We start from the raw sequence: 20,333 nt of genomic DNA on the forward strand, positions 1-20,333 counted from the left end.
TAGCGTTCTGTCGCGCTATAGAGGCGGTCGGTCACACAGCGTCAGGCTGCGGCCAGCTCCTTGCGGGCCGCGCGGCGCATCGCCGCGAGTGCCGGATCGAGAGCGGGCACGGCCGCCAGCAGCTGCCTGGTGTACGGATCGCGGGGTTGCGCGTACACCTGCTCCACCGGGCCCTCCTCGACGATCCGGCCCCGGCGCATGACCGCGACCCGGTCGCTGACCTGCCGTACGACGGCGAGGTCGTGTGCGATGAAGACCAGGGCGAGCCCCAGTTCCTGCTGAAGCTCCGCCAGCAGGGCGGTCACCTGGGCCTGGGTCGTCACGTCGAGGGCGGAGACCGCCTCGTCGCAGACGATGAGCTCCGGTTCGGCGGCCAGGGCCCGGGCGATGCCGACCCGTTGGCGCTGGCCTCCGCTGAACTCGTGCGGATAGCGGTCGTACTGCTCGGGGTCGAGCCCGACGCGCTCCAGCAGATCTCGTACGCGCGCCCTGATCACCTCCTCGTCGCGCTCCCCGCGGGCCCGGAGCGGGTCGGCGACGGACTCTCCGACGGAGCGGCGCGGGTTGAGCGAGGAGACGGGGTCCTGGAAGACCATCTGCACCCGGGCCGTCCGGTCGATCCGGCCGGACGTGGGTTCCAGCAGGCCGACGAGCATCCGCCCGAGCGTGGTCTTGCCGCTGCCGCTCTCACCGACGATGCCGAGCGTCTCGCCGCGGCGCACCGTGAGGGAGACCCCGTCGACGGCGGCCAGGGCGGACTTCCCCCGGCCGAAGACCTGGCGCACGCCCTCGGCCTCGACAAGGGCCGCACCCTCGGCCTCGGTCCGTGCCGTCGCCGCCGGCGATGCCTGGGGCGCGATGCGCGGCACCGCAGCCAGCAACGCCTTCGTGTACGGCTCGCGGGGGGCGCCGAGCACCTCGGCCACCGGTCCGCGTTCCACGGCGAGGCCCGACCGCATGACGAGCACGTCGTCCACCGACTCGGCCGCCACACCGACGTCATGCGTGACCAGGAGCAGTCCCATGCCGGTCTCCCGCCGCAGATCGTGCAGCAGGTCGAGGATCTGGGCCTGGACGGTGACGTCGAGCGCGGTCGTCGGCTCGTCGGCGATCAGGAGCTGGGGCTCGCACGCCAGCGCCATCGCGATCAGCGCCCGTTGGCGCATCCCGCCGGAGAACTCGTGCGGCCGGGAGCGGGAGCGGCGTACCGCGTCCGGAATCCCCACCCGGTCCAGTACCTCCACCGCCCTGGCCCGCGCCGCCCGCCGGGAGACGCGGTGGTGGACGCGGTACACCTGGGCGATCTGGTCGCCGACCGCGTAGTAGGGGTCCAGCGAGGAGAGCGGGTCCTGGAAGACCATGGCGGCCTTCGCCCCGCGCAGCCGGCGCAGTTCGGCGTCGGGGGCAGCCTGTACGTCCACACCGGCGACCCGGATCGAGCCGCCGACCTTCGCGCCGGTCCCGCGGTGCAGGCCGAGCAGGGCGTAGGCGGAGGCGCTCTTGCCGGAGCCGGACTCGCCGACCACGCCGAGCGCGCCGCCCGCCTCCAGCGAGAACGACAGTCCGCGCACGGCGTGGACATCTCCGAAGGAGATCGTCAGATCGTCGACCTCGATGAGACTCATGACAGCACCACCCGTCGGTCGGCCATCGCCTGGAGGATGTCCGCGACGGCATTGGCAAGGACGACGACGAAGCCGGTGACGAGCACCAGGCCGACGACGACGGGGAGGTCCACCTGTTTGACGGCCTCGACGAGTTCGCGGCCCACTCCCGGGATCCCGAACAGGGACTCGGTGAGCACGGCGCCGCCGAACATCGAGCCGACGTCGAGTGCGCCCAGCGCGATCACCGGGGCCAGCGCTCCGCGCAGCGCGTGGCGTCCGACGATGGTCCGTTCGCCGACCCCGTACGCCCTGAAGGTGCGCACATGGTCCTCGGCCAGCGTCTCCAGCATCGAGGCACGGGTCATCCGGGCGTACGGAGCGGCGGAGATGAGCGCGAGCGAGATCCACGGCAGCAGCAGGTTCCAGGCCCACTGCTCCGGGTTCTCGGTGAAGGGGACGTAGTCCGGGAAGGGCAGGATCCGGAGCGCCGTGACGCAGATGATGATCAGCAGCAGGCCGATCACGAAGACGGGCGTGGCCATGCCGGCCAGGGTGATCCCAGTGAGGATGCGTTCGGTCACCCGGCCGCGCCGCCACACGGAGAGCAGTCCGGTACCGACCCCGAGCAGCATCCACAGCACGAACGCGCCGACGACGAGCGAGGCGGTGGCGGGCAGCTTGGCGAAGATCAGCTGGGTGACCTGCTGACCGCTCTGGTAGGAGAGCCCCAGGCACGGGGCCTGGCAGTGCACCACACCGGTTCCGGTGGAGTAGTCGTGGCCCGCGACCAGGCTCTGCAGGAAATGCGCGTACTGCACGTACACCGGATCGTCGAGGTGCAGTTGCTCGCTGACCTGGGCGACCTGCGCGGGCGAGCAGCGCGGGCCGCAGGCGATCTGCGCGACGTCACCCGGGGCGACGTAGAAGGCGGCGTAGACGACGATGCTCAGGGCGAGGAGGACGAACAGCGCCCCGCCGAGGCGTCGCAGCAGGAACCCGCTCATGCTCCGGCCTCCTTCTTGCGTCCGGTGCCGATCCGCAGCCGGGAGGCGGCGCGCGGGTCGAGCGCGGTGCGTACGCCCTCGCCGAGGACGGTGAGCGCCAGCACGGTGACGAAGAGCAGCAGGGCCGGGATGAGCAGATACGTGGGCGCCGCCTGGTACCAGGTGTCGGCGTCGCTGAGCATCTGCCCCCAGGACGGCGTGGGCGGCTTGATGCCGACGCCGAGGAAGGACAGCGCCGCCTCGACGACGATGTTGCCGGGGAAGAGCAGGACGGCGTACGTGATGACGGGTGCTGCCAGCGAGGGCAGCAGCTCACGCCGGGCGATCTGCCAGGAGCCCCAGCCGCTGAGCCGGGCCGCCGCGACGTGGTCGCGCGACTTCAGGGACAGCGTCTGGGCGCGCACGATCTTCGAGATGCCGGACCAGCCGACGAGACCGACGATCACGGCAATCAGCACCGGGCGGGGAAAGCCTGCCGGAACGACGGCGAGCGCGCCGAGCGCGGTCACCATGACCGGCAGGGCGACCACGACGTCGGTGACCCGGCTGAGTGCCTGGTCGACGAAGCGGTTGCCGAGTCCGGCGGAGAGGCCTACGCCGACGCCGATGATCACCTGGAGGAGGGTCGCGCCGAGCGCGACGCCCAGGGAGACCCGGGCGCCGTACGCGACGCGGGCGAACAGGTCGCGGCCGGTGAGCGGTTCGACGCCGAGCCAGTGTTCCGCGCTGATGCCGCCGAACGAGCCGAGCGGAACCCCGCCGGTGGCGGAGTCGACGAGATCGGGGTGGTATGCGGTGGCGTTCTGGCCCTCGATGCCCGTGAGCAGCGGCGCGGCGAGCGCGAGGAGGACCAGCAGGGCGACGACGGCCGCCGCCACGAGGGCGGCGCGGTGGGCGCGCAGGCGGCGCCAGAACGGATGGGCCCCGGAGGCGGGGGCCGCTACGGCCCCCGCCTCCTTGACCAGCAGTGCTTCGGCCATGGTTACTTGACCGCGACCTGCGAGATGTCGAGAACGCCGGTCCAGTCGCTGATCACGACGTTCTTGACGGACTCGCCGTACAGGCGCTTGTAGACCGGGTGGAACAGCGGCACGGTCAGCGCCTGCTCACCGACCTTCTTGTCGAGCGCGCCCCAGCGCTTCGCCGCGGCGCTCAGATCGGTCAGCTTGTTGATCTCGTCGATCTCCTTGTTGACGGCGGGATCGTTCAGCTGGGCGGAGTTGAAGTTGTACCCGGCCTTGACGATCTGGCGTCCGTCGAAGATCGGGGCGAAGAACGGACCGCCGGAGGGCCAGTCGGCACCCCAGCCGCCGAGGAAGAAGCCGGGCTCGGTCTTCACGTTGTAGACCGTGTCCGAGTAGGCGTTGTCCTCCAGACCCCGGAGTTTGACGGTGATGCCCGCCTTCTTCAGCGCCTCCTGGAGCGCGGTGGCGATCTCCGGGCTGGTGGCGAAGTTCTTGTCGTTGTTGTGCGTGAGGGTGACGGTCAGCCCGTCGGGGTAGCCGGCCTCCTTCAGCAGTTCCGCGGCCTTGGCCGCGTTGCCGGACTTCCCGGCCGGGAAGGCGTCGTACGGCGTGTGCCCGAAGGACGCCTGGTCGGGCAGGAAGGTGGTGGCGGGCTCGGCGAGCGAGGAGCCGCCGGCGGCGTTGACCACGGAGGTGCGGTCGACCGCGTACGAGATGGCCTGGCGGACCTTCGGGTTGTCGAAGGGCTTCACCTTCGGGTTGAAGGCGATGTAGTTCGTGTAGCCGAAGTGGCCGGTGCCGACGCGGGCGGCGAGCTTCTTGTCACCGGTGACCTTGGCGAGTTCGGCCGGGCCGAGGTTGGTGTCGGTGGTGACGGCCGCGGCGTCCGCGCCCTGGGAGGCGGACAGCCGCTGGTTGATGACGGCGGAGTCGAGCCCTGAGCGGACGTCGATCCGGTCGGGGTAGGCCTTGCGCTCCTCGTCGGTGGCTGCCGACCAGTGGGTGTTGCGCTCCAGGACCAGCCGCTCGCCGTCGCCCTCGTTCCTGACGACCTTGTACGGGCCCGAGGAGAGCGGGTGCTCCTCGTACTTCGTTCCGGTGTCCTTGGCCTTCGGCACCGGCGTGGTCTGTGTCTGGGTGGCCAGGTAGGGGAACTCGCCCTCGGGCTTGTTGAGGTGGAAGACGATGGTCTTCGCGTCGGGCGTCTCGATCGAGGCGAGGCCCTTCTTGTCCTTGTACGGGCCCTGGTAGCCGGCCCCGCCGATGAGCCAGTCGCGCAGGTAGGGCGCACCGCCGGAGAGTTCGGCCGCGAAGGAGCGCTCGATGCCGTACTTGATGTCGGCGCTCGTGATGGCGGTGCCGTCCTCGTAGGTGAGGCCGTCCTTGAGGGTGTACGTCCAGACGGTGGCGTTCTTGCTGGGCGTGCCCAGGTCGGTCGCCAGGTCGGGGACGACCTTCGAGCCTGCCGCGCCGGCCTCCCGGTTGCGGGTGGTCAGCGTACGGAAGACGAGGGAGGGGACGTTGCCACCGCCGGAGGTGTAGAGCCGCGCGGGGTCGAAGTCCTCCTGCGGGCTGCTGTTGAGGACGGTGAGCGTGCCGCCCTTCTTGGGTGCGCCCGCCGCACCGGAGGTGTCGTCGCTGCCCTTGCCGCTGCCCTCGGGCCCGCAGGCCGCGGCTCCCGCGGCCACGGCGAGTACTGCGGCGGCCGCTGCTACGCGGCGCGATATGACGGACGGATGACGCATCGGAAGATGACCTCTCGGAGTACTGCCTGAATGGGGAAACGGAAGGTGATTCCGCGCAGGCGGCGACGAGAGGCATATGCACACGACCGGTCGGAAAAAATGAGGTGACCGGAACACTGGAACTGCCGCGCCTGCGGACGGAGTACGCCCGGGCGCGGGAGTCGGGGAAGGGCGGTCCGGGCCATCAGGGCTCGGACGGGGGGCCGACGTGCGCGCGGGCAGGCGTCAGCAACAGTCGATGTCGGCGACGCTGTGCCCGGTCACGCCGATGAGCGCCAGCTCGATGGCGGCGCGGTCGGTGGTGAGGGGGCTGCGTGACATGCCGAGAAATATGGGTGACGGCCTGCCCGATGTCAACGCGATATGAGACGGTCGTCTCATCATACGGACGGAAGATCGCGCAGGGCCGCCCCGACCGGGACGGAAGCACCCGCCGACCGGTCAGCCCGACATCCCCCCTGCCGGGCTCAACCCTTCGGGTAAACCCAGGCGTTGGGGCGGCACTTGATGCCGTCGATGTCGAGCGACTTGGTCTGCTGCTGCATGACCGGGGCGAGGGCACCCTTCGTGCCGCAGCTCACATGGTTGTGGCCCAGCCGGTGGCCGACCTCGTGGTTGATCAGCATCTGGCGGTAGGCGAAGAGCTTGTCCGGCCCGAAGGTGGACGAGCCCTGGGCCCAGCGGTAGGCATTGATCATCACGCGCTCGGTGGCGGCGGAGTCACAGGAGACGTTGTCCTCGGTCGTGTCCAGCCCCGACTTCTCGCACCACTCGCCCGTGGTCCCGGGGCTGGCCAGCGTGATGACGAAGTCCGGCTCACCGGTGGAGATCCGTTCGAAGGTCATGTCGCCGTCGTGGGCCCAACTGCGGTCGTCGTTGAGGGTTTTCTGGACCGCCTGGGCGAAAAGTGCGGAGTCGAGACCGAGCCCGTGCTCGACATCGATCCGGTAGCGGTACTTGTGCCCCTTGCCCGGGGCCTTCGCCGTGCCGGCGACCGTCTCGAATTTCCCCGATGCGGTCAGCTTCGGCGCCAGCGGATAGGCCTTGGCCATTTTCTGCTCGTACGAAAGGGGCTTGACCGCCGCCGCCTCGGGAGCGGGCGTCGTCCGCGTGTCCGAGCGTGAGGTGTCGCTCTCGCCCTCGCGGTCCACACCGGCGGCCTGCGCGGCGCCGGACCGGCTGCCGCTGTCGTGGGCGACCTGGCCCGCCACGATCACCGCGAGCACGGTCGTCACGGCGGCCGCGGCGATACCGGTGAAGGTACGGCCCTTTCCGCCCTTGGCATCCGTGGCGCCCTTGGCCTCTTCGGCGGGAGCAGCCGCTCGGGAGTCCGTCTCCGGCGGGCGCTCGTCCCACTCTGTGACGGAGCGGTACGGATCGGCCGGCCCGGGCGGAGTCGCGGCCGGACGCCGGGGGGCGGCCGGGGCCGACGGGCTGTCGAACGCCTCGACGAACTCACGCCGCGGTCCCGGTATCAGCGGCCTGGCAGCGGTCTCCCGCGCGTTCCGCGACGCCTGCGGGTCCCGCTGCCCCTGCGGGTTCTGCGGTCCCTGCGGCCGTCCGGGCGCCTGGGCCTGGCTGCCGACGCGGGCCGGTCCCGTGCCGTGCGGCGGGGCCGGCCGATCGCCGTACCGCCCGATGGGCCCGGTCCCCCATCCGCCGCCGGGTTCACGCTGTTCGGGATGGCCGCCGCGCACCTGGGGAGTGCCCTGGTACGGCGTGTGGCCGTCGGTGCCGGGAGCCGCGTCGCCCGGCCGTCTGCGCCGGCCGTTGCCGACTGCGGGCCGGGCGCCCTCGCGCTCCGCTTCCGCGCTCGCCTCGAAGGGCCCTGTCTCGGGCGCCCTGGGCGCAGGGCCCTTTCGGCTGTGTCGTCCCACGCCCCGGATCAGCTCCCGCCGCATTCGTCGAGCAGGTCCCGGAACGCCTGGGCGACCGCCTCCGGGTACTCCATCATCGCCACGTGCCCGGCGTCGGGCAGTGTCAGCAGTCGCGCATCGCGGAAGGCCGCGGACGCCCTGCGTGCCATCCGGTACGAGACGAGCCGGTCCCGTCCGCCGTACACGAGCTGGGTCGGTGCGAGCACCCGCTCGGCCTGACGCCACAGCCCGTGCTGCCCGCCCAGTGTGTACGCGTCGACGATGCCACGTGCCGAGCGCGCCATCGCGTCCCAGAAGTAAGGCAGCGCCAGCCGCCGCTCCATTTCGGCCACCGCTTCACGGAAGCCGTCCGCGGAGACACGTGCCGGATCGCCGTAACAGAGTGCCATGACTGCGCGGGTGCGTTGTTCCGCGCTCCAGTCCCGGGTCATCCGGGCGAACAGGGAGACGACTCCCGGAACGGCGAGCAGTGCGGTCGGCGCGGCCGACAGCTGTACCCGGATCTCCGGGAGCGCGGGCGAGATCAGGGTCAGGGTGCGCACCAGGTCGGGCCGGACCGCCGCGACCCGGGTCGCCACCGCGCCGCCCAGCGAGTTGCCGAACAGGTGGACGGGGCCCCGCTCCCCCGCGTCGAGGAAGCGGATCACCGCGCGGGCGTGGCCGGTGACCGAGTAGTTGCCGTCGTCCGGCGGAGGGGAGTCGCCGAAACCGGGCAGGTCGACCGCCTCGCAGTCCAGCACGTCCTGGAGCAGCGGCATCAGCGCCGTCCAGTTCTGCGAGGAGCCGCCCAGACCGTGCACGAAGAGCGCGGGCGCCAGTCCGCTCCGCTCCTGCGGCCTCGAACGGACGGTCAGCGTCAGCCCGGGCAGCGTGACGGAGCGAAGCCTCTCCCCCTCCGCGACTCTGACGGCGCTCACCGTGGGGGCCACCGCTGCGGCGGCGGCACGGACTCCCGGCAGCTCGGTCGAAGACATGCGGCAATGTTACGAGACGATCACACGGTGGTTCATGTGTTCGCCATCACAGACCGCACGGCGGCTTCGAGGGGTAGCCGTCGCGGACCGCATGGCGGCTTCGAGGGGTAGCTCCTAGGCTCGGAGCAAGGAAGGGAGTCACCATGACGGTCGACCCCGGTGACCCGGAGAGCTTCGAGAACGTGCAGCCGGACGAGCCCAGCCAGGAGGCACCCGACGCGGACGCCGCCGAGCAGCACGCGGATCTGCGTCCGGAGGACGACGAACCGCTGACGGATGTTGACCGGAACGGTGCGAACGAGGCGGATGCGGCGGAGCAGGCCCGCGTCGTCCCACAGGATGAGGACGATTACCGCTGATACGCCCCGCTATGCGGCGGGGGGTGCGGAATCTGCGGCTACCGCAGTCGTCCGGTCCGTGAAATTCTGCGTCCGCGCCGCGCATACCAGGGTTACCCAAAAGTACGATGTCGGTATGGCGCAGCGTGCACGGAACTGCTGGGTCCGATCACAATTTTGGGAGGCGGCGTGACAGCCATCGAGCAGACCGAGGCGGCGCGCCCGCGGGGCACTCGTTTGCCCCGCCGCGCCCGACGCAATCAGCTCCTGGGTGCCGCACAGGAGGTCTTCGTCGCGCAGGGGTACCACTCCGCCGCGATGGACGACATCGCAGAGCGGGCCGGGGTCAGCAAGCCGGTGCTCTACCAGCACTTCCCGGGCAAGCTGGAGCTCTATCTGGCCCTGCTCGACCAGCACTGCGAGTCGCTGCTGCTCGCGGTGCGCACGGCGCTGGCGTCGACGACCGACAACAAGCTGCGCGTGGCCGCCACGATGGACGCCTACTTCGCGTACGTCGAGGACGAGGGCGGCGCCTTCCGGCTGGTCTTCGAGTCGGACCTGACCAACGAGCCCGCCGTGCGCGAGCGGGTCGACCGCGTCTCGCTCCAGTGCGCCGAAGCGATCTCCGACGTGATCGCGGGTGACACCGGGCTGTCCAAGGAAGAGTCCATGCTGCTCGCGGTCGGGCTGGGCGGGGTGTCCCAGGTGGTCGCCCGTTACTGGCTCTCCAGCCGGTCCGCCATCCCGCGCGACACCGCGGTTCAGCTCCTCACCTCACTGGCCTGGCGAGGCATCGCGGGCTTCCCCTTGCACGGCCTCGATCAGCACTGAGCGGGCGCCCGGAGCCGGTGTTCGCTGCGGGCGTTGCCCGTGGAGCCCTGTCCCGTCCCCTCAGCGGGCTAATGTGTGCTGCGTACGGCGCGGTTCACCGCGCAGGGATGACCGTCGGAGGGACATAGCCGTGGAGGTCAAGATCGGGGTGCAGCACACGCCCCGGGAGATCGTTCTGGAGAGCGGGCTTTCCGCCGAAGAGGTCGAGAGCGCGGTTTCCGAGGCTCTCGCCGGCAAGGCGCAGCTGCTCAGCCTCACGGACGAGAAGGGCCGCAAGGTCCTGGTGCCGGCCGACCGGATCGCCTACGTGGAGATCGGCGAGCCCAGCACACGACGGGTGGGGTTCGGCGCGCTGTAGCGGCACGCACGGACACAGAGACCGTGGAAGCGGCCCGGTGGGGATTCTCCCCACCGGGCCGCTTTCCGTTGTGCCGCAGGTCCGGACGGCCGCACGAGGCGCGAACGGACACGCTCCGGCCGTGGACGGATCCGGACGGCCGCACGAGGCGCGAGCGCACACGCTCCGGCCGTGGACGGCGGGGTGGGCGAGGCCGTCATTCCTGTGCGGCGCCTGAGCTAAGCCTGTCCACGGGAGGATTGCCTTCCGCTGCCCGGGGGTAGTACGGCCTACGACCGATTTGCCCGCCCTCCCACCTGCGAGGTGATCGTCTGTGATCTTGGAAACCCTGGGCTCCGTCGTGCTGGGACTCGCCCTCGCCTGGGCGGCCCTGCACACCCTGTCCCCCCGGCTCCCCTCCGCCCGCGCCGTGCTCGGCACCGGTGCGCTCGGAGCACTGTTCGGCGCCGGTCTCACCCACTCGGTGCTGGGGCCGGGCCACGCGGCGGCCACCCTGGTGGGCTCGGTGCTGATCTCCGCGGTGACGCTGTCCCTGCTGCTGAGGCCGCGCAACCGCCGGCTCAGGCGGTCGGCGGCGGCCTGACGTCCCCGCGGTCGGGGGGAGCGCTACGCAGCAAGCCCCAGGGCGGCCATCCGCTTGGTGTGCGCCTCGGTGATCCGGGAGAACATCCGGCCGACCTCGGCCAGGTCGAATCCGTCGGCCACCCCGCCCACCAGCATGGTCGACAGCGCGTCACGGTCGGCCACCACCCGCTGCGCCTGCGAGAGCGCCTCGCCCATCAGACGGCGCGCCCACAGCGCGAGCCGTCCGCCGAGCCTCGGGTCCGCCTCGATCGCGGCGCGCACCTTCTCGACCGCGAAGTTGCCGTGCCCCGTGTCGTCGAGCACGGCGAGGACGAGGGAGCGGGTGTCCGAGTCGAGCCGGGCCGCGACCTCCCGGTAGAAGTCACTGGCGATCGAGTCGCCGACATAGGCCTTCACCAGGCCCTCCAGCCAGTCCGAGGGCGCGGTCTGGCGGTGGAAGTCGTCGAGGGCTTTGGCGAACGGCTCCATGGCGCCGGTCGGCTCCACCTCGATCGCGGTCAGCCGGTCCGTCAGCCGCTCGAAGTGATGGAATTCCGCGGACGCCATCTTCGCCAGCTCCGCCTTGTCGGCCAGGGTCGGCGCGAGTTTCGCGTCTTCGGCGAGCCGCTCGAAGGCCGCCAGCTCCCCGTAGGCGAGTGCTCCCAGCAGGTCGACGACGGCGGCCCGGTACTGCGGCTCGGCGGACGCGGTGGCCCAGTCCTGGTCGGCGATTCTGGTGGATGTGGGGGCTTCAGTGGCGTTGTCAGGCGTCTCCATGAACCGCAGAATAGCCCGCCCGGTGAGGGGTGGAAGGGTCCGGCCGCCGACTGACGTCACACCGTTCCGATGAATTCGCCCAACACAGATGCGCGGATCCGGGGTACAGTGGTATTGCGCTTACTGAGCATTTTGCAACTGCTCGTTGCGCGAAATTGAATGAGGATGCCCGGTCGGTGGCCCGATCGGCTCCGACCCGACAGCCCTCCACGCGGTGCGTACGACACGTACGACCGCAGATGAGGGGCCCCCTCAGCGGCACGAGCGCTCGAGCGACGGCAGTGGTCCCGCGCCACCCGGCCCATCAACGGCCGGAAGACCAACCCAGGCACGGTACGACCCCCTTCGTTCGCCTCGGACCGCGTTTCACAGAAGAGGCAGCACCCTGACTACGTTCCGAGACCTCGGGATCCTTTCCGAGACGGCCGAAGCCCTCGAGGCAGTCGGCATCACGTCCCCCTTCCCCATCCAGGAGATGACGCTCCCCGTAGCGCTCTCCGGCTCCGATGTCATCGGGCAGGCCAAGACCGGCACCGGCAAGACGCTCGGCTTCGGCCTGCCGCTGCTGGAGCGCGTCACCGTCCTCGCGGACGTCGAGGCGGGCCGGGCCCAGCCCGAGAAGCTGACCGACGCCCCGCAGGCGCTGATCGTCGTTCCGACCCGCGAGCTCTGCCAGCAGGTCACCAACGACCTGCAGACCGCCGGCAAGGTGCGGAACGTCCGCGTTCTCGCCATCTACGGCGGCCGGGCGTACGAGCCCCAGGTCGAGGCCCTCAAGAAGGGCGTCGACGTGATCGTCGGCACCCCGGGCCGGCTGCTGGACCTGGCGGGCCAGCGCAAGCTGGACCTGTCGCGGGTCCGCGCCCTCGTCCTCGACGAGGCCGACGAGATGCTCGACCTGGGCTTCCTGCCCGACGTCGAGCGCATCATCACGATGCTGCCCGCGAAGCGCCAGACGATGCTGTTCTCGGCGACCATGCCGGGCGCGGTCATCAGCCTCGCGCGCCGTTACATGTCGCAGCCGACGCACATCAACGCCACGTCGCCCGACGACGAGGGCACGACCGTCAAGAACACCGCGCAGTACGTCTACCGCGCGCACAACATGGACAAGCCCGAGATGGTGTCGCGCATCCTGCAGGCCAACGGCCGCGGACTCGCGATGATCTTCTGCCGCACCAAGCGCACCGCGGCCGACATCGCCGAGCAGCTGGAGAAGCGCGGTTTCGCCTCCGGCGCGGTCCACGGCGACCTCGGCCAGGGCGCCCGCGAGCAGGCGCTGCGCGCCTTCCGCAACGGCAAGGTCGACGTGCTCGTCTGCACCGACGTCGCGGCCCGCGGTATCGATGTCGAGGGTGTCACCCACGTCATCAACTACCAGTCGCCCGAGGACGAGAAGACCTATCTGCACCGGATCGGCCGGACCGGCCGTGCGGGCGCCAAGGGCATCGCGATCACGCTGGTCGACTGGGACGACATCCCGCGCTGGCAGCTGATCAACAAGGCCCTGGACCTGAAGTTCCCGGACCCGCCGGAGACGTACTCCACGTCGCCGCACCTGTACGAGGAGCTCGACATCCCGGCCGGCACCAAGGGTGTCCTGCCGCGCACCGAGCGGACCCGTGCGGGCCTGCGGGCCGAGGAGATCGAGGACCTCGGCGAGACGGGCGGCCGCGGCCGCAAGTCCGCCGCCGCGGCGGCCCCCGCCGTCCGCGAGGAGCGCCCCCCGCGGACGCCGCGTCAGCGTCGTCGCACCCGGGGCGGTTCGAGCGCGGAGGAGAACGCCGTGACGGTGCCCGCGCCCGCCACGGAGATCACCGAGGCTCCCGACGCCGTTGAAGGCCCGTCCGAGCCGCGCACCCCGCGCCGCCGCAGGCGCGGCCGGGTCGGCGCCGCGGACGTCGCAGCCGAGGCGGCGGTGGCCGTGGCCGAGGCTCCGGCCGTCGTCGTCGAGACCGAGCCCGAGACCGCACCCGAGCCGAAGAAGCGGACCAGGACCAGGGCTGCCAAGGCCGAGGTCGTGATCGACGCCCAGCCCGAGGCGGAGCCGGTCACCGAGCCGAAGAAGCGGACCAGGACCAGGGCCGCGAAGGCCGAGGTCGTGATCGAGGCCGAGATCGAGGCCGCCGAGCCGGCGGCCGAGGCGAAGCCGCGTCGTCGCCGCGCCCGGGCCGTCAAGCCGGTGACGCAGGAGGCCGACTTCCAGACCGCTCCGGTGGCCGAGCCCGCAGCCGAGGCGACGGTCACCGCGCCGCGCCGTCGCGCCCGGGTGATCAAGCCCGCCGCGGACGAGGTCGACTTCCAGATCGCGCCGATCGCCGAGCCCGAGCCGGACTCCAGGACGCGCCGCCGTCCCCGTGCGGCCGCGAAGCCGAAGGCGGAGGCCGTGGCTCAGGCCCCGGTCGCCGAGGGCGAGGCCAAGCCGCGCCGCCGCCGGGCCCCGCGGACGGCTGCCGCCAAGTCCGAGGGCTGAGCACGCGTCGACGATCACCGGACGGGCCCGAGGGATCACCTCGGGCCCGTCCGGCGTTCCCCGGCATGACGGACCTCGCCCACGGCCGTAACCTCGTGCCATGAGCAGGCCACCCACCTTCATTCCGCCGCCCTGCGCCCGCCCCCGCGCCCTGCACACCGAGCGCGGGGACTTCGCCGTTCTGGACGCCGTACCGCGTACGCCAGAGCGGGGCACCGTGCTCCTCCTTCCCGGGTTCACCGGCAGCAAGGAGGACTTCATCGCACTGTTGCAACCGCTCGCCGACGCCGGCTACCGCGCCGTCACGGTCGACGGGCGCGGCCAGTACGAGACGCAAGGGACGGACCGTCAGGAGACGTACGCCCAGAGCGAGTTGGCTCTTGATGTACTCGCGCAGACCGCCGCCCTCGGTCTCGGGGACGGCGCGGTCGACCTGCTCGGCCACTCACTCGGCGGGCAGATCGCGCGCGCAGCCGTGCTCCTGGACCCCGCGCCGTTCCGTTCGCTCACGCTGATGTCCTCGGGGCCCGCCGAGGTCGTCGAGGCCCAGCAGGTCAAGCTGAAGATCCTCGGGGACGCGCTCGCCACGATGAGCATGGACGACGTCTGGTCCGCCATGCGCGCCCTCGATCCGCCGGCCGAGGCGGAGACGGGCGGCGAGGACCTGCGGCGGCGCTGGCTGTGTCACCACCCCGCGCAGTTGATCGCCACCGGCCGGCAGTTGGCGACCGAACCGGACCGGGTGGCCGAGCTGGCCGCCACGGGGCTGCCGGTCCATGTGATCTCCGGCGAGCGCGACGACGTCTGGCCGGTGCGACTGCTCGACGAGACGGCGGTACGCCTCGGCGCACGCCGGACCCGGATCGAGGGCGCCGAACACTCCCCCAACACGGACCGGCCGGAGCCGACGGCGGCCGCGCTCGTCTCCTTCTGGGACGGTCTGTAGGCAGCCCGGAGGGCGGCGGCACCCCGGGGGCGGCAGCTGGGTCAGTACTGCGCCTGGAGATGCTGCCAGAAGCCGTCACGCAGCGCCCTGCGCAGATGGGCGTGGCCACGCAGCGAGTGCTGGAGCAGCCGTTCGGCCTCGACCAGCAGGTCCTGGTCGACCGAGCCCGGCAGGTACGGATGTCCCGGCAGCAGGTCGGCCAGGGACTCCCGGCCACGGGCGGAGAGCCAGGTGGCGGCGATCTGCGCACCGACGAAGCGGACGTCGTCGCGCGAGGGCGCGGGGGTGTCCTCCTCGTAGGTGGTGACGGGCCGCCTGGTCACGTACGGGCGGCAGAAGTCGAGGTCGAAGGTCCGCTGGCTGTCCACCTCCCAGAGCAGCGGCTCGGCCTGGTTGCGTCCTTCCGCGGCCTCGATGCCCCACAGGTGGACCCGGGCCCCGTACCCCTGCGCGGCCTCGACGGCCGACACCAGGTCCTCGTCTCCGCCGACCAGGGCGGCGTCGCTGATGGCACGGTGGCGGGCGAGGGATTCGAGGTCGGTGCGGATGAGTGAGTCGACGCCCTTCTGCTGGTTGTTGGCGTTGAGGTTGCCCAGCCTGACCTTGACGTCGGGGAGTTCGGCGATGGACTGCTGCTCGACGGTGTGGATCCGGCGCCTGGCGCCGTCGTACCAGTACACGCGCAGCAGTCTGCTGTCCGCGAAGATGGTGCGGGCCTTGTCGATGAAGGCCTCGATCAGCCCTTCGGCGTCGAGGTCGAAGGAACGCCGGTCCTCGGTGCCGGTGACGAGCAGCCCGGCCGCGGCGTACACGTAGCCCGCGTCCACGAAGATCGCGTGGGTCGACGGGGTCTTCGACACCTCGGCGAGCATCCGCAGCAGCAGTTCGTTGGTGCGGTCCAGACGATCGGCGGTCTCTGCCTCGTTCATGCGGGCCTCGTCGCGGGAGCCGTGGTCCGCGCCTGCTCGGTTACCTGCTGGTACTTAGACATCCAAAAAATTTCCTTAGCGTAGGGAATGATTGCAGGGAGCAAGCCGTTGTAACCACCGTGGGGCGCGGGGCAGGGATGCCCGTGCGCTCCACATCCTTGCGGACGGGCCACCCGTCCTCCCAGTAGTTCTCCAGCAGGAGGATCAGACGAAGGGAAGCCATATGCGCTTCGAGATCATGCGACTCGACGATGTCGACGGTACCGCCGTGGACAGCACCGTCGTGGACGCCGCCTCCGTCAACCGGATCGTGCAGCAGGCCGCAGCAATCGGCCAGCGCATCTATATCCGCCCGGCCGAAACCTCGGCTTCGTAACACCTTGCCGACGCAGTAGAGACGCCGACGTACAAAGACGAAGCGCCCCCGCACGGATGGTCCGTGCGGGGGCGCTGTGGTGCCCGGGGCGCGCTCAGGCGTTCTGGATGACCTGGGTGACGCCGTTGATGATCTGCTGGACGGCGATGGCGGACAGCATCATCCCGGCAAGCCTGGTGACCAGCACGACCCCGCCGTCCTTGATGACCCTGATGATCAGCAGCGAGTAGCGCATGGTCAGCCAGAGCACGACGTGCATGACGATGATCGCCGTCCAGACCGAGACCTGGCTGCCGACCGTGTCGGCGTGCTGCACGGCGAGGATCACCGAGACGATCGCTCCGGGACCGGCGAGCAGCGGCATACCGAGGGGGACGAGTGCCACGTTGACGTCCTTGGTCTGCGTCGGCTCGTCGGTCTTGCCGGTCAGCAGATCGAGCGCGATCAGCAGCAGGAGCAGTCCGCCCGCGATCATCAGCGCGGGGACGGAGACATGCAGGTAGTCCAGGATCTGCTGGCCGAGCAGCCCGAAGACGGCGATGACGCCGAAGGCGACGGCGACCGCCTGCAGCGCCATTCTGCGCTGCATCCTGGCGGGGCGGCCCGCGGTGAGGGCGAGGAAGATCGGGGTGATCCCGGGCGGATCCATAATCACGAAAAGGGTGAGAAAAAGGGATCCGAACACAGCGACGTCGAACACAGTGAGCCTTGCGAGGAGAGAGCGGAAATGCGGCGGGGAGGAGCGCACGCCCTGCCCGCAACCGTGGCGCGGCGCACGACAGTCACGGCGGGGGGCGGTGCGTGGGGACGAGCGGCGTCACGCCGCGCGCGGCGGCGGGGCGTGGACGTGAGGGGTGGCGCGTGGGCCGTTACGGAGCGAGGGGTCCGCCGGCGCCCGGCACCGGGAAGGCTCCCGTGGCGCGCCGGGTGATCTCGCCGTAGATCTCCGGGTCGGTGGTGTACTCGCCGAGCGCCACGGTCTTGCGGCTGCCGTGGTAGTCGCTGGACCCGGTCGTGAGCAGGCCGAGCTCGCGGGCGAGTCCACGCAGCCGGGCCCGGGTGGGCTCGTCGTGATCCATGTGGTCGACCTCGATACCGTCGAGCCCCGCGGCGGCGAGCTTCGCGATCGAGGACTCGGGGACCACTTCGCCGCGCTTGACGGCGGCGGGATGAGCGAAGACGGTGACGCCGCCGGCGGCCTTGACCAGCCGGATCGCCTCGAAGGGGTCGAGTTCGTGCTTCTCCGCGTACGCGCGCCCGCCGTCGGCGAGCCACTCCGGCGTGAAGGCGTCGGAGACGGTCTCGACGACGCCGAGCTCGACGAGCGCGGTGGCGATGTGCGGCCGCCCGACCGAGCCGTCCCCGGCGATGCGTGCGACCTGTTCCCACTCGACCGGGACGCCCAGTTCGCGCAGCTTGCGCACCATGGTCCGCGCGCGCGGCACCCGGTCGTCGCGCACCAGCTCGCGCTCGCGCGCCAGTTCGGGCTCGTCGGGATCGAAGAGATACGCCAGCATGTGCAGGCCCACGCCGTCGATGCGGCAGGACAGCTCGGCACCGGTGACCAGCGTGAGGCCCTCGGGGAGCGCGGCCTTCGCCGCGGCGTGGCCGCGGACGGTGTCGTGGTCGGTGAGTGCGACGACGTCGAGCCCGGCGGCGGCGGCGTTGCGCACCAGCTCGGCGGGGGTGTCCGTGCCGTCCGACGCGGTGGAGTGGGTGTGCAGGTCGATGCGCACGACACGTACTCCAGATGCTCGCGGTCGGGTGGGGAACGCTCAAGGATAACCGGCGCACGGCCCCCTCCCGGCCCGCTCAGGGTCCCGTCAGCAGGCGGGGCGTGAGGGCGCCGCAGGGCACCAGCTCGACCTCTCCCCCGGCGTCGCGCAGATCGGTGAGCACCAGCTCGTCGTACATCAGGAGGCCCGACTGCTCGGGCCAGACGATCGCCCAGAGCCAGAGCCCGCGCGCCTCACCGGCGAAGACGGCCCGGTCGGCGGGGGCGTCCTTCACATGCCAGAGCGGGGTCGGCCGGCCGGCCGCGAGCACCTTGACGTCCGGCGGACCGTCGACCCGGAGCAGTGGGCCGGGATCGGGCCCGTCGATCCCGGCGAACCGCGCCCCGAGTCCGACACCGAGCTCCTCCGCCACGAGCAGCAGTTCACCGATCCCGCCGAGCGGCCCCGGCCCGGAGCAGGCAAGGGCGGTGGCCCGGCCGCCGCTGCGGTCGTCCCCCACAGCCGCGACTCCGGTGAAGAGCCAGCCGACCGGCAGCGGCCAGGGCATCCACACGGGCACCTGGGCGCGGTGCACCACCACTCCGAGCGCTTCGACGCTGGGCGGGATGACCGGCTGCATCGGATACACGCTGCCGTGCATGTCGCACTGCCAGGTGTCGTCGAAGAAACCGGGCGCCTTGACCCGGCCTCCGCACTTCGGGCAACTGGGTTCGCCCCTCATAGCGACCAACGGTCCTCCCCGGCCGTCTCCGCGTCAAGGACGATCACCCTTCCGCAGCGTGGCTCCGACCAGGGAATTTAGATGTAACTTGCACTTATTAGGCGCTCTAACTTATTCTGTGGACAACACACCGGTCTAGTGGAGAGCGAGAAGTCCCATGCAGGGAGAGGATCCGTTCGAACAGGGAACGGCGAGCATCCTGCGCCAGCCGAAGGCCGTCTGGGCCACGGCGGGCGCTTCCGTGGTCGCGTTCATGGGAATCGGTCTGGTGGACCCGATTCTCCCGTCCATCGCGAAGGGGCTGGAGGCGACCCCGAGCCAGGTCTCCCTGCTGTTCACCTCGTACTTCCTGATCACGGCCGTCGCGATGCTCGTCACCGGCTTCGTCTCCAGCCGCATCGGGGGACGCAAGACGCTGCTGGCCGGTCTCGCGCTCGTCGTGGTCTTCGCCGCGCTCTCCGGCACCTCGTCCTCCGTCGCCGAACTCGTCGGCTTCCGGGCCGGCTGGGGCCTGGGCAACGCCCTCTTCGTCTCGACGGCACTCGCCGTGATCGTGGGCGCCGCGGCGGGCGGCAGCTCGGCGGCGATCCTGCTCTACGAATCGGCGCTCGGCCTCGGCATGGCCTGCGGGCCGCTGCTCGGGGCGCTGCTCGGTGACGCCAGTTGGCGCTACCCGTTCTTCGGGACGGCCGCACTGATGGCGATCGGCTTCGTCTGCATCACCGCGTTCCTGAAGGAGCAGCCCCGGCCGGCGCGCAGGACGTCCCTGCTCGACCCGCTCAAGGCGCTCGGCCACCGCGGCCTCGCCTCCGTCGCGACCTCGGCGTTCTTCTACAACTACGCGTTCTTCACGATCCTGGCGTTCACGCCGTTCGTGCTGAACATGACCCCGTACAAGTCCGGCGCCGTCTTCTTCGCCTGGGGCCTGCTGCTGGCGGTCTTCTCGGTGCTCGTCGCGCCGCGGCTGCAGAAGCGCTTCGGCTCGCTCAAGGTGGTCGGCGCCTCGCTTGTGCTGCTCGCCGCGGACCTGGTGATCCTCGGGTACGGCAACCACACGACGGCGATCGTCTGCACCATCGTCTCCGGCGCCTTCATCGGCATGAACAACACCGTCTACACGGAGCTGGCGCTCGGCGTCTCGGACGCGCCGCGCCCGGTGGCCAGCGCGGGCTACAACTTCGTCCGCTGGTTCGCGGCCGCCGCCGCGCCCTACCTGGCCCCGAAGATCGAGGAGTGGAGCAACATCCACATCCCGTTCGTGGTCGCCGCCGTCGCCGCCGTCGTCGGTGCGCTCGTGGTCCGGGTCCGGCGCTCGGCCCTGACGCACGAGGCCGAGGAGCTGGAGCCGAAGCACGCCACCGAGGACGGCGTCACGGTCTTCGCCAACTGACCACCCCCACCGCCCGCAACGCCCCGCACACGACTCCCGGCCGTGGGCGGGGCCCTCGTGTTCCGTTCGTCTCAGTCCAGGGCGGCCGAGGCCCGCAGCGGATCCCGCAGATCCGTCCCCTGCGCGAGCCAGCGCTCCTGGAGTTCCTGCCCGCCCCGGACCCGCTTCCAGGCCGCCTCGTTGTGCGTCATCGGCAGCAACGGCAGGAAGCGCACCGGCTCCAGCGGCTCGTCCAGTTCCAGGTCCTCCACCAGCCCCCCGGACCCGGCCACCAGCACGGAGCTGAACGGCGCCCCGGGCCACAGCGGTTCACCCACGTCCAGGGAGGCGCCCGGCGCCACGACGACCCCCTCCACCTGCGGCGAGGCCGCCAGCACGGCGAGCTTGCGCAGCACCTGGTCGGTGTCGGCGAGGCCGGCCCGTACCGAGAGGACCAGCTCGGCGCGCGGGCCCTTGACCGGGTCGGCGAGCGTGGCGGTCGGATCGGCCATCGGCTGGGCGGACATGCCGAGGGTGGCGTACCTCACCACGTCTCCGTCGATGAACCGGAGCACCTCGATGCGGTCCGTCCCGAGAAACGTCACTGCTGCGCGTGCGTCCGGTTCACCCAGGGCCGTCCGCAGACGTGCCTCGACCAGAGCAAGAATTTCTGCCATGCCGCGAGCATAGGACGCGTATGGAACGGGCAAAGTAAGGGATTGGCCCTGTACCGGCTGCTAGCC

At 71.0% G+C, this 20,333-nt stretch carries 21 protein-coding genes; 8 read left to right on the forward strand and 13 right to left on the reverse strand.

Annotated features, from left to right (window positions below; genetic code table 11):
- Positions 1 to 41 precede the first annotated feature (41 nt).
- The 7 genes from ABZ434_RS20925 to ABZ434_RS20955 all read right to left on the reverse strand — a co-directional run bounded on the left by ABZ434_RS20925 (position 42) and on the right by ABZ434_RS20955 (position 8,172).
- Positions 42 to 1,625: an ABC transporter ATP-binding protein gene (locus ABZ434_RS20925; RefSeq protein ID WP_359138771.1), complete on the reverse strand. Its 1,584-nt coding sequence runs from the start codon at positions 1,623 to 1,625 to the stop codon at positions 42 to 44.
- Positions 1,622 to 2,611 (reverse strand): ABC transporter permease, encoded by a 990-nt coding sequence (locus ABZ434_RS20930; RefSeq protein WP_359138774.1) that lies wholly within the window; start codon positions 2,609 to 2,611, stop codon positions 1,622 to 1,624. Before ABZ434_RS20930 ends, ABZ434_RS20925 begins: the two co-directional genes overlap by 4 nt.
- Positions 2,608 to 3,591 (reverse strand): ABC transporter permease, encoded by a 984-nt coding sequence (locus ABZ434_RS20935; protein WP_359138777.1) that lies wholly within the window; start codon positions 3,589 to 3,591, stop codon positions 2,608 to 2,610. Before ABZ434_RS20935 ends, ABZ434_RS20930 begins: the two co-directional genes overlap by 4 nt.
- Positions 3,592 to 3,593: 2 nt before the next feature.
- A complete protein-coding gene (locus tag ABZ434_RS20940; RefSeq protein WP_359138779.1) occupies positions 3,594 to 5,321 on the reverse strand; it encodes an ABC transporter substrate-binding protein in 1,728 nt (575 codons plus the stop codon).
- Between the two features lie 225 nt (positions 5,322 to 5,546).
- A complete protein-coding gene (locus ABZ434_RS20945; protein ID WP_359138782.1) occupies positions 5,547 to 5,642 on the reverse strand; it encodes an Ms4533A family Cys-rich leader peptide in 96 nt (31 codons plus the stop codon).
- 146 nt (positions 5,643 to 5,788) lie between these two features.
- Positions 5,789 to 7,222: a DUF3152 domain-containing protein gene (locus ABZ434_RS20950; RefSeq protein ID WP_359138785.1), complete on the reverse strand. Its 1,434-nt coding sequence runs from the start codon at positions 7,220 to 7,222 to the stop codon at positions 5,789 to 5,791.
- A complete protein-coding gene (locus ABZ434_RS20955; protein ID WP_359138788.1) occupies positions 7,207 to 8,172 on the reverse strand; it encodes an alpha/beta hydrolase in 966 nt (321 codons plus the stop codon). Before ABZ434_RS20955 ends, ABZ434_RS20950 begins: the two co-directional genes overlap by 16 nt.
- A 143-nt stretch (positions 8,173 to 8,315) precedes the next feature.
- Between ABZ434_RS20955 and ABZ434_RS20960 the strand changes: the two genes are divergently transcribed.
- The 4 genes from ABZ434_RS20960 (at position 8,316) to ABZ434_RS20975 (ending at position 10,282) form a co-directional block, all read left to right on the forward strand.
- Complete coding sequence (locus ABZ434_RS20960; RefSeq protein WP_359138791.1) at positions 8,316 to 8,531, forward strand: hypothetical protein; 216 nt, start codon at positions 8,316 to 8,318, stop codon at positions 8,529 to 8,531.
- Positions 8,532 to 8,699: 168 nt separating this feature from the next.
- Positions 8,700 to 9,341, forward strand: coding sequence for a TetR/AcrR family transcriptional regulator (locus ABZ434_RS20965; protein WP_328896205.1), 642 nt, complete (start codon positions 8,700 to 8,702; stop codon positions 9,339 to 9,341).
- A 130-nt stretch (positions 9,342 to 9,471) separates the two neighbouring features.
- Positions 9,472 to 9,699 (forward strand): DUF3107 domain-containing protein, encoded by a 228-nt coding sequence (locus ABZ434_RS20970; protein WP_024490505.1) that lies wholly within the window; start codon positions 9,472 to 9,474, stop codon positions 9,697 to 9,699.
- Positions 9,700 to 10,012: 313 nt separating this feature from the next.
- Positions 10,013 to 10,282 (forward strand): hypothetical protein, encoded by a 270-nt coding sequence (locus ABZ434_RS20975; protein ID WP_359138795.1) that lies wholly within the window; start codon positions 10,013 to 10,015, stop codon positions 10,280 to 10,282.
- Positions 10,283 to 10,305: 23 nt separating this feature from the next.
- On the opposite strand, the gene ABZ434_RS20980 is transcribed toward ABZ434_RS20975, so the two are convergent.
- Entirely contained in the window at positions 10,306 to 11,040 is a 735-nt protein-coding gene (locus ABZ434_RS20980; protein ID WP_359138798.1) for a ferritin-like fold-containing protein, read from the reverse strand.
- Positions 11,041 to 11,515: 475 nt separating this feature from the next.
- Here ABZ434_RS20980 and ABZ434_RS20985 point away from each other — a divergent pair, with 475 nt between their 5' ends.
- Complete coding sequence (locus ABZ434_RS20985) at positions 11,516 to 13,513, forward strand: DEAD/DEAH box helicase (protein WP_359138801.1); 1,998 nt, start codon at positions 11,516 to 11,518, stop codon at positions 13,511 to 13,513.
- Positions 13,514 to 13,613: 100 nt separating this feature from the next.
- Complete coding sequence (locus ABZ434_RS20990; protein ID WP_359138804.1) at positions 13,614 to 14,459, forward strand: alpha/beta hydrolase; 846 nt, start codon at positions 13,614 to 13,616, stop codon at positions 14,457 to 14,459.
- 41 nt (positions 14,460 to 14,500) lie between these two features.
- Here ABZ434_RS20990 and ABZ434_RS20995 read toward each other — a convergent pair whose 3' ends face one another.
- On the reverse strand, positions 14,501 to 15,388 hold the full coding sequence (locus ABZ434_RS20995; RefSeq protein ID WP_359138806.1) for an NYN domain-containing protein: 888 nt from the start codon (positions 15,386 to 15,388) through the stop codon (positions 14,501 to 14,503).
- Positions 15,389 to 15,611: 223 nt separating this feature from the next.
- Between ABZ434_RS20995 and ABZ434_RS21000 the strand changes: the two genes are divergently transcribed.
- A complete protein-coding gene (locus ABZ434_RS21000) occupies positions 15,612 to 15,764 on the forward strand; it encodes a hypothetical protein (RefSeq protein ID WP_177328023.1) in 153 nt (50 codons plus the stop codon).
- 94 nt (positions 15,765 to 15,858) lie between these two features.
- Here ABZ434_RS21000 and ABZ434_RS21005 read toward each other — a convergent pair whose 3' ends face one another.
- The 3 genes from ABZ434_RS21005 to ABZ434_RS21015 form a co-directional block, all read right to left on the reverse strand.
- Entirely contained in the window at positions 15,859 to 16,464 is a 606-nt protein-coding gene (locus ABZ434_RS21005; protein WP_359138809.1) for a MarC family protein, read from the reverse strand.
- A gap of 169 nt (positions 16,465 to 16,633) precedes the next feature.
- Entirely contained in the window at positions 16,634 to 17,500 is an 867-nt protein-coding gene (locus ABZ434_RS21010; protein WP_359138812.1) for a PHP domain-containing protein, read from the reverse strand.
- Between the two features lie 76 nt (positions 17,501 to 17,576).
- Positions 17,577 to 18,221, reverse strand: a complete 645-nt coding sequence (locus ABZ434_RS21015; RefSeq protein WP_359138815.1) for a DUF6758 family protein — start codon at positions 18,219 to 18,221, stop codon at positions 17,577 to 17,579.
- A 157-nt stretch (positions 18,222 to 18,378) separates the two neighbouring features.
- Between ABZ434_RS21015 and ABZ434_RS21020 the strand changes: the two genes are divergently transcribed.
- Positions 18,379 to 19,611, forward strand: coding sequence for an MFS transporter (locus ABZ434_RS21020; RefSeq protein ID WP_359138818.1), 1,233 nt, complete (start codon positions 18,379 to 18,381; stop codon positions 19,609 to 19,611).
- Between the two features lie 71 nt (positions 19,612 to 19,682).
- Here ABZ434_RS21020 and ABZ434_RS21025 read toward each other — a convergent pair whose 3' ends face one another.
- Positions 19,683 to 20,267 (reverse strand): suppressor of fused domain protein, encoded by a 585-nt coding sequence (locus ABZ434_RS21025; RefSeq protein ID WP_359138821.1) that lies wholly within the window; start codon positions 20,265 to 20,267, stop codon positions 19,683 to 19,685.
- Positions 20,268 to 20,333 lie beyond the last annotated feature (66 nt).

This window comes from Streptomyces sp. NPDC005761, from assembly GCF_040630635.1.
GTDB lineage: Bacteria > Actinomycetota > Actinomycetes > Streptomycetales > Streptomycetaceae > Streptomyces.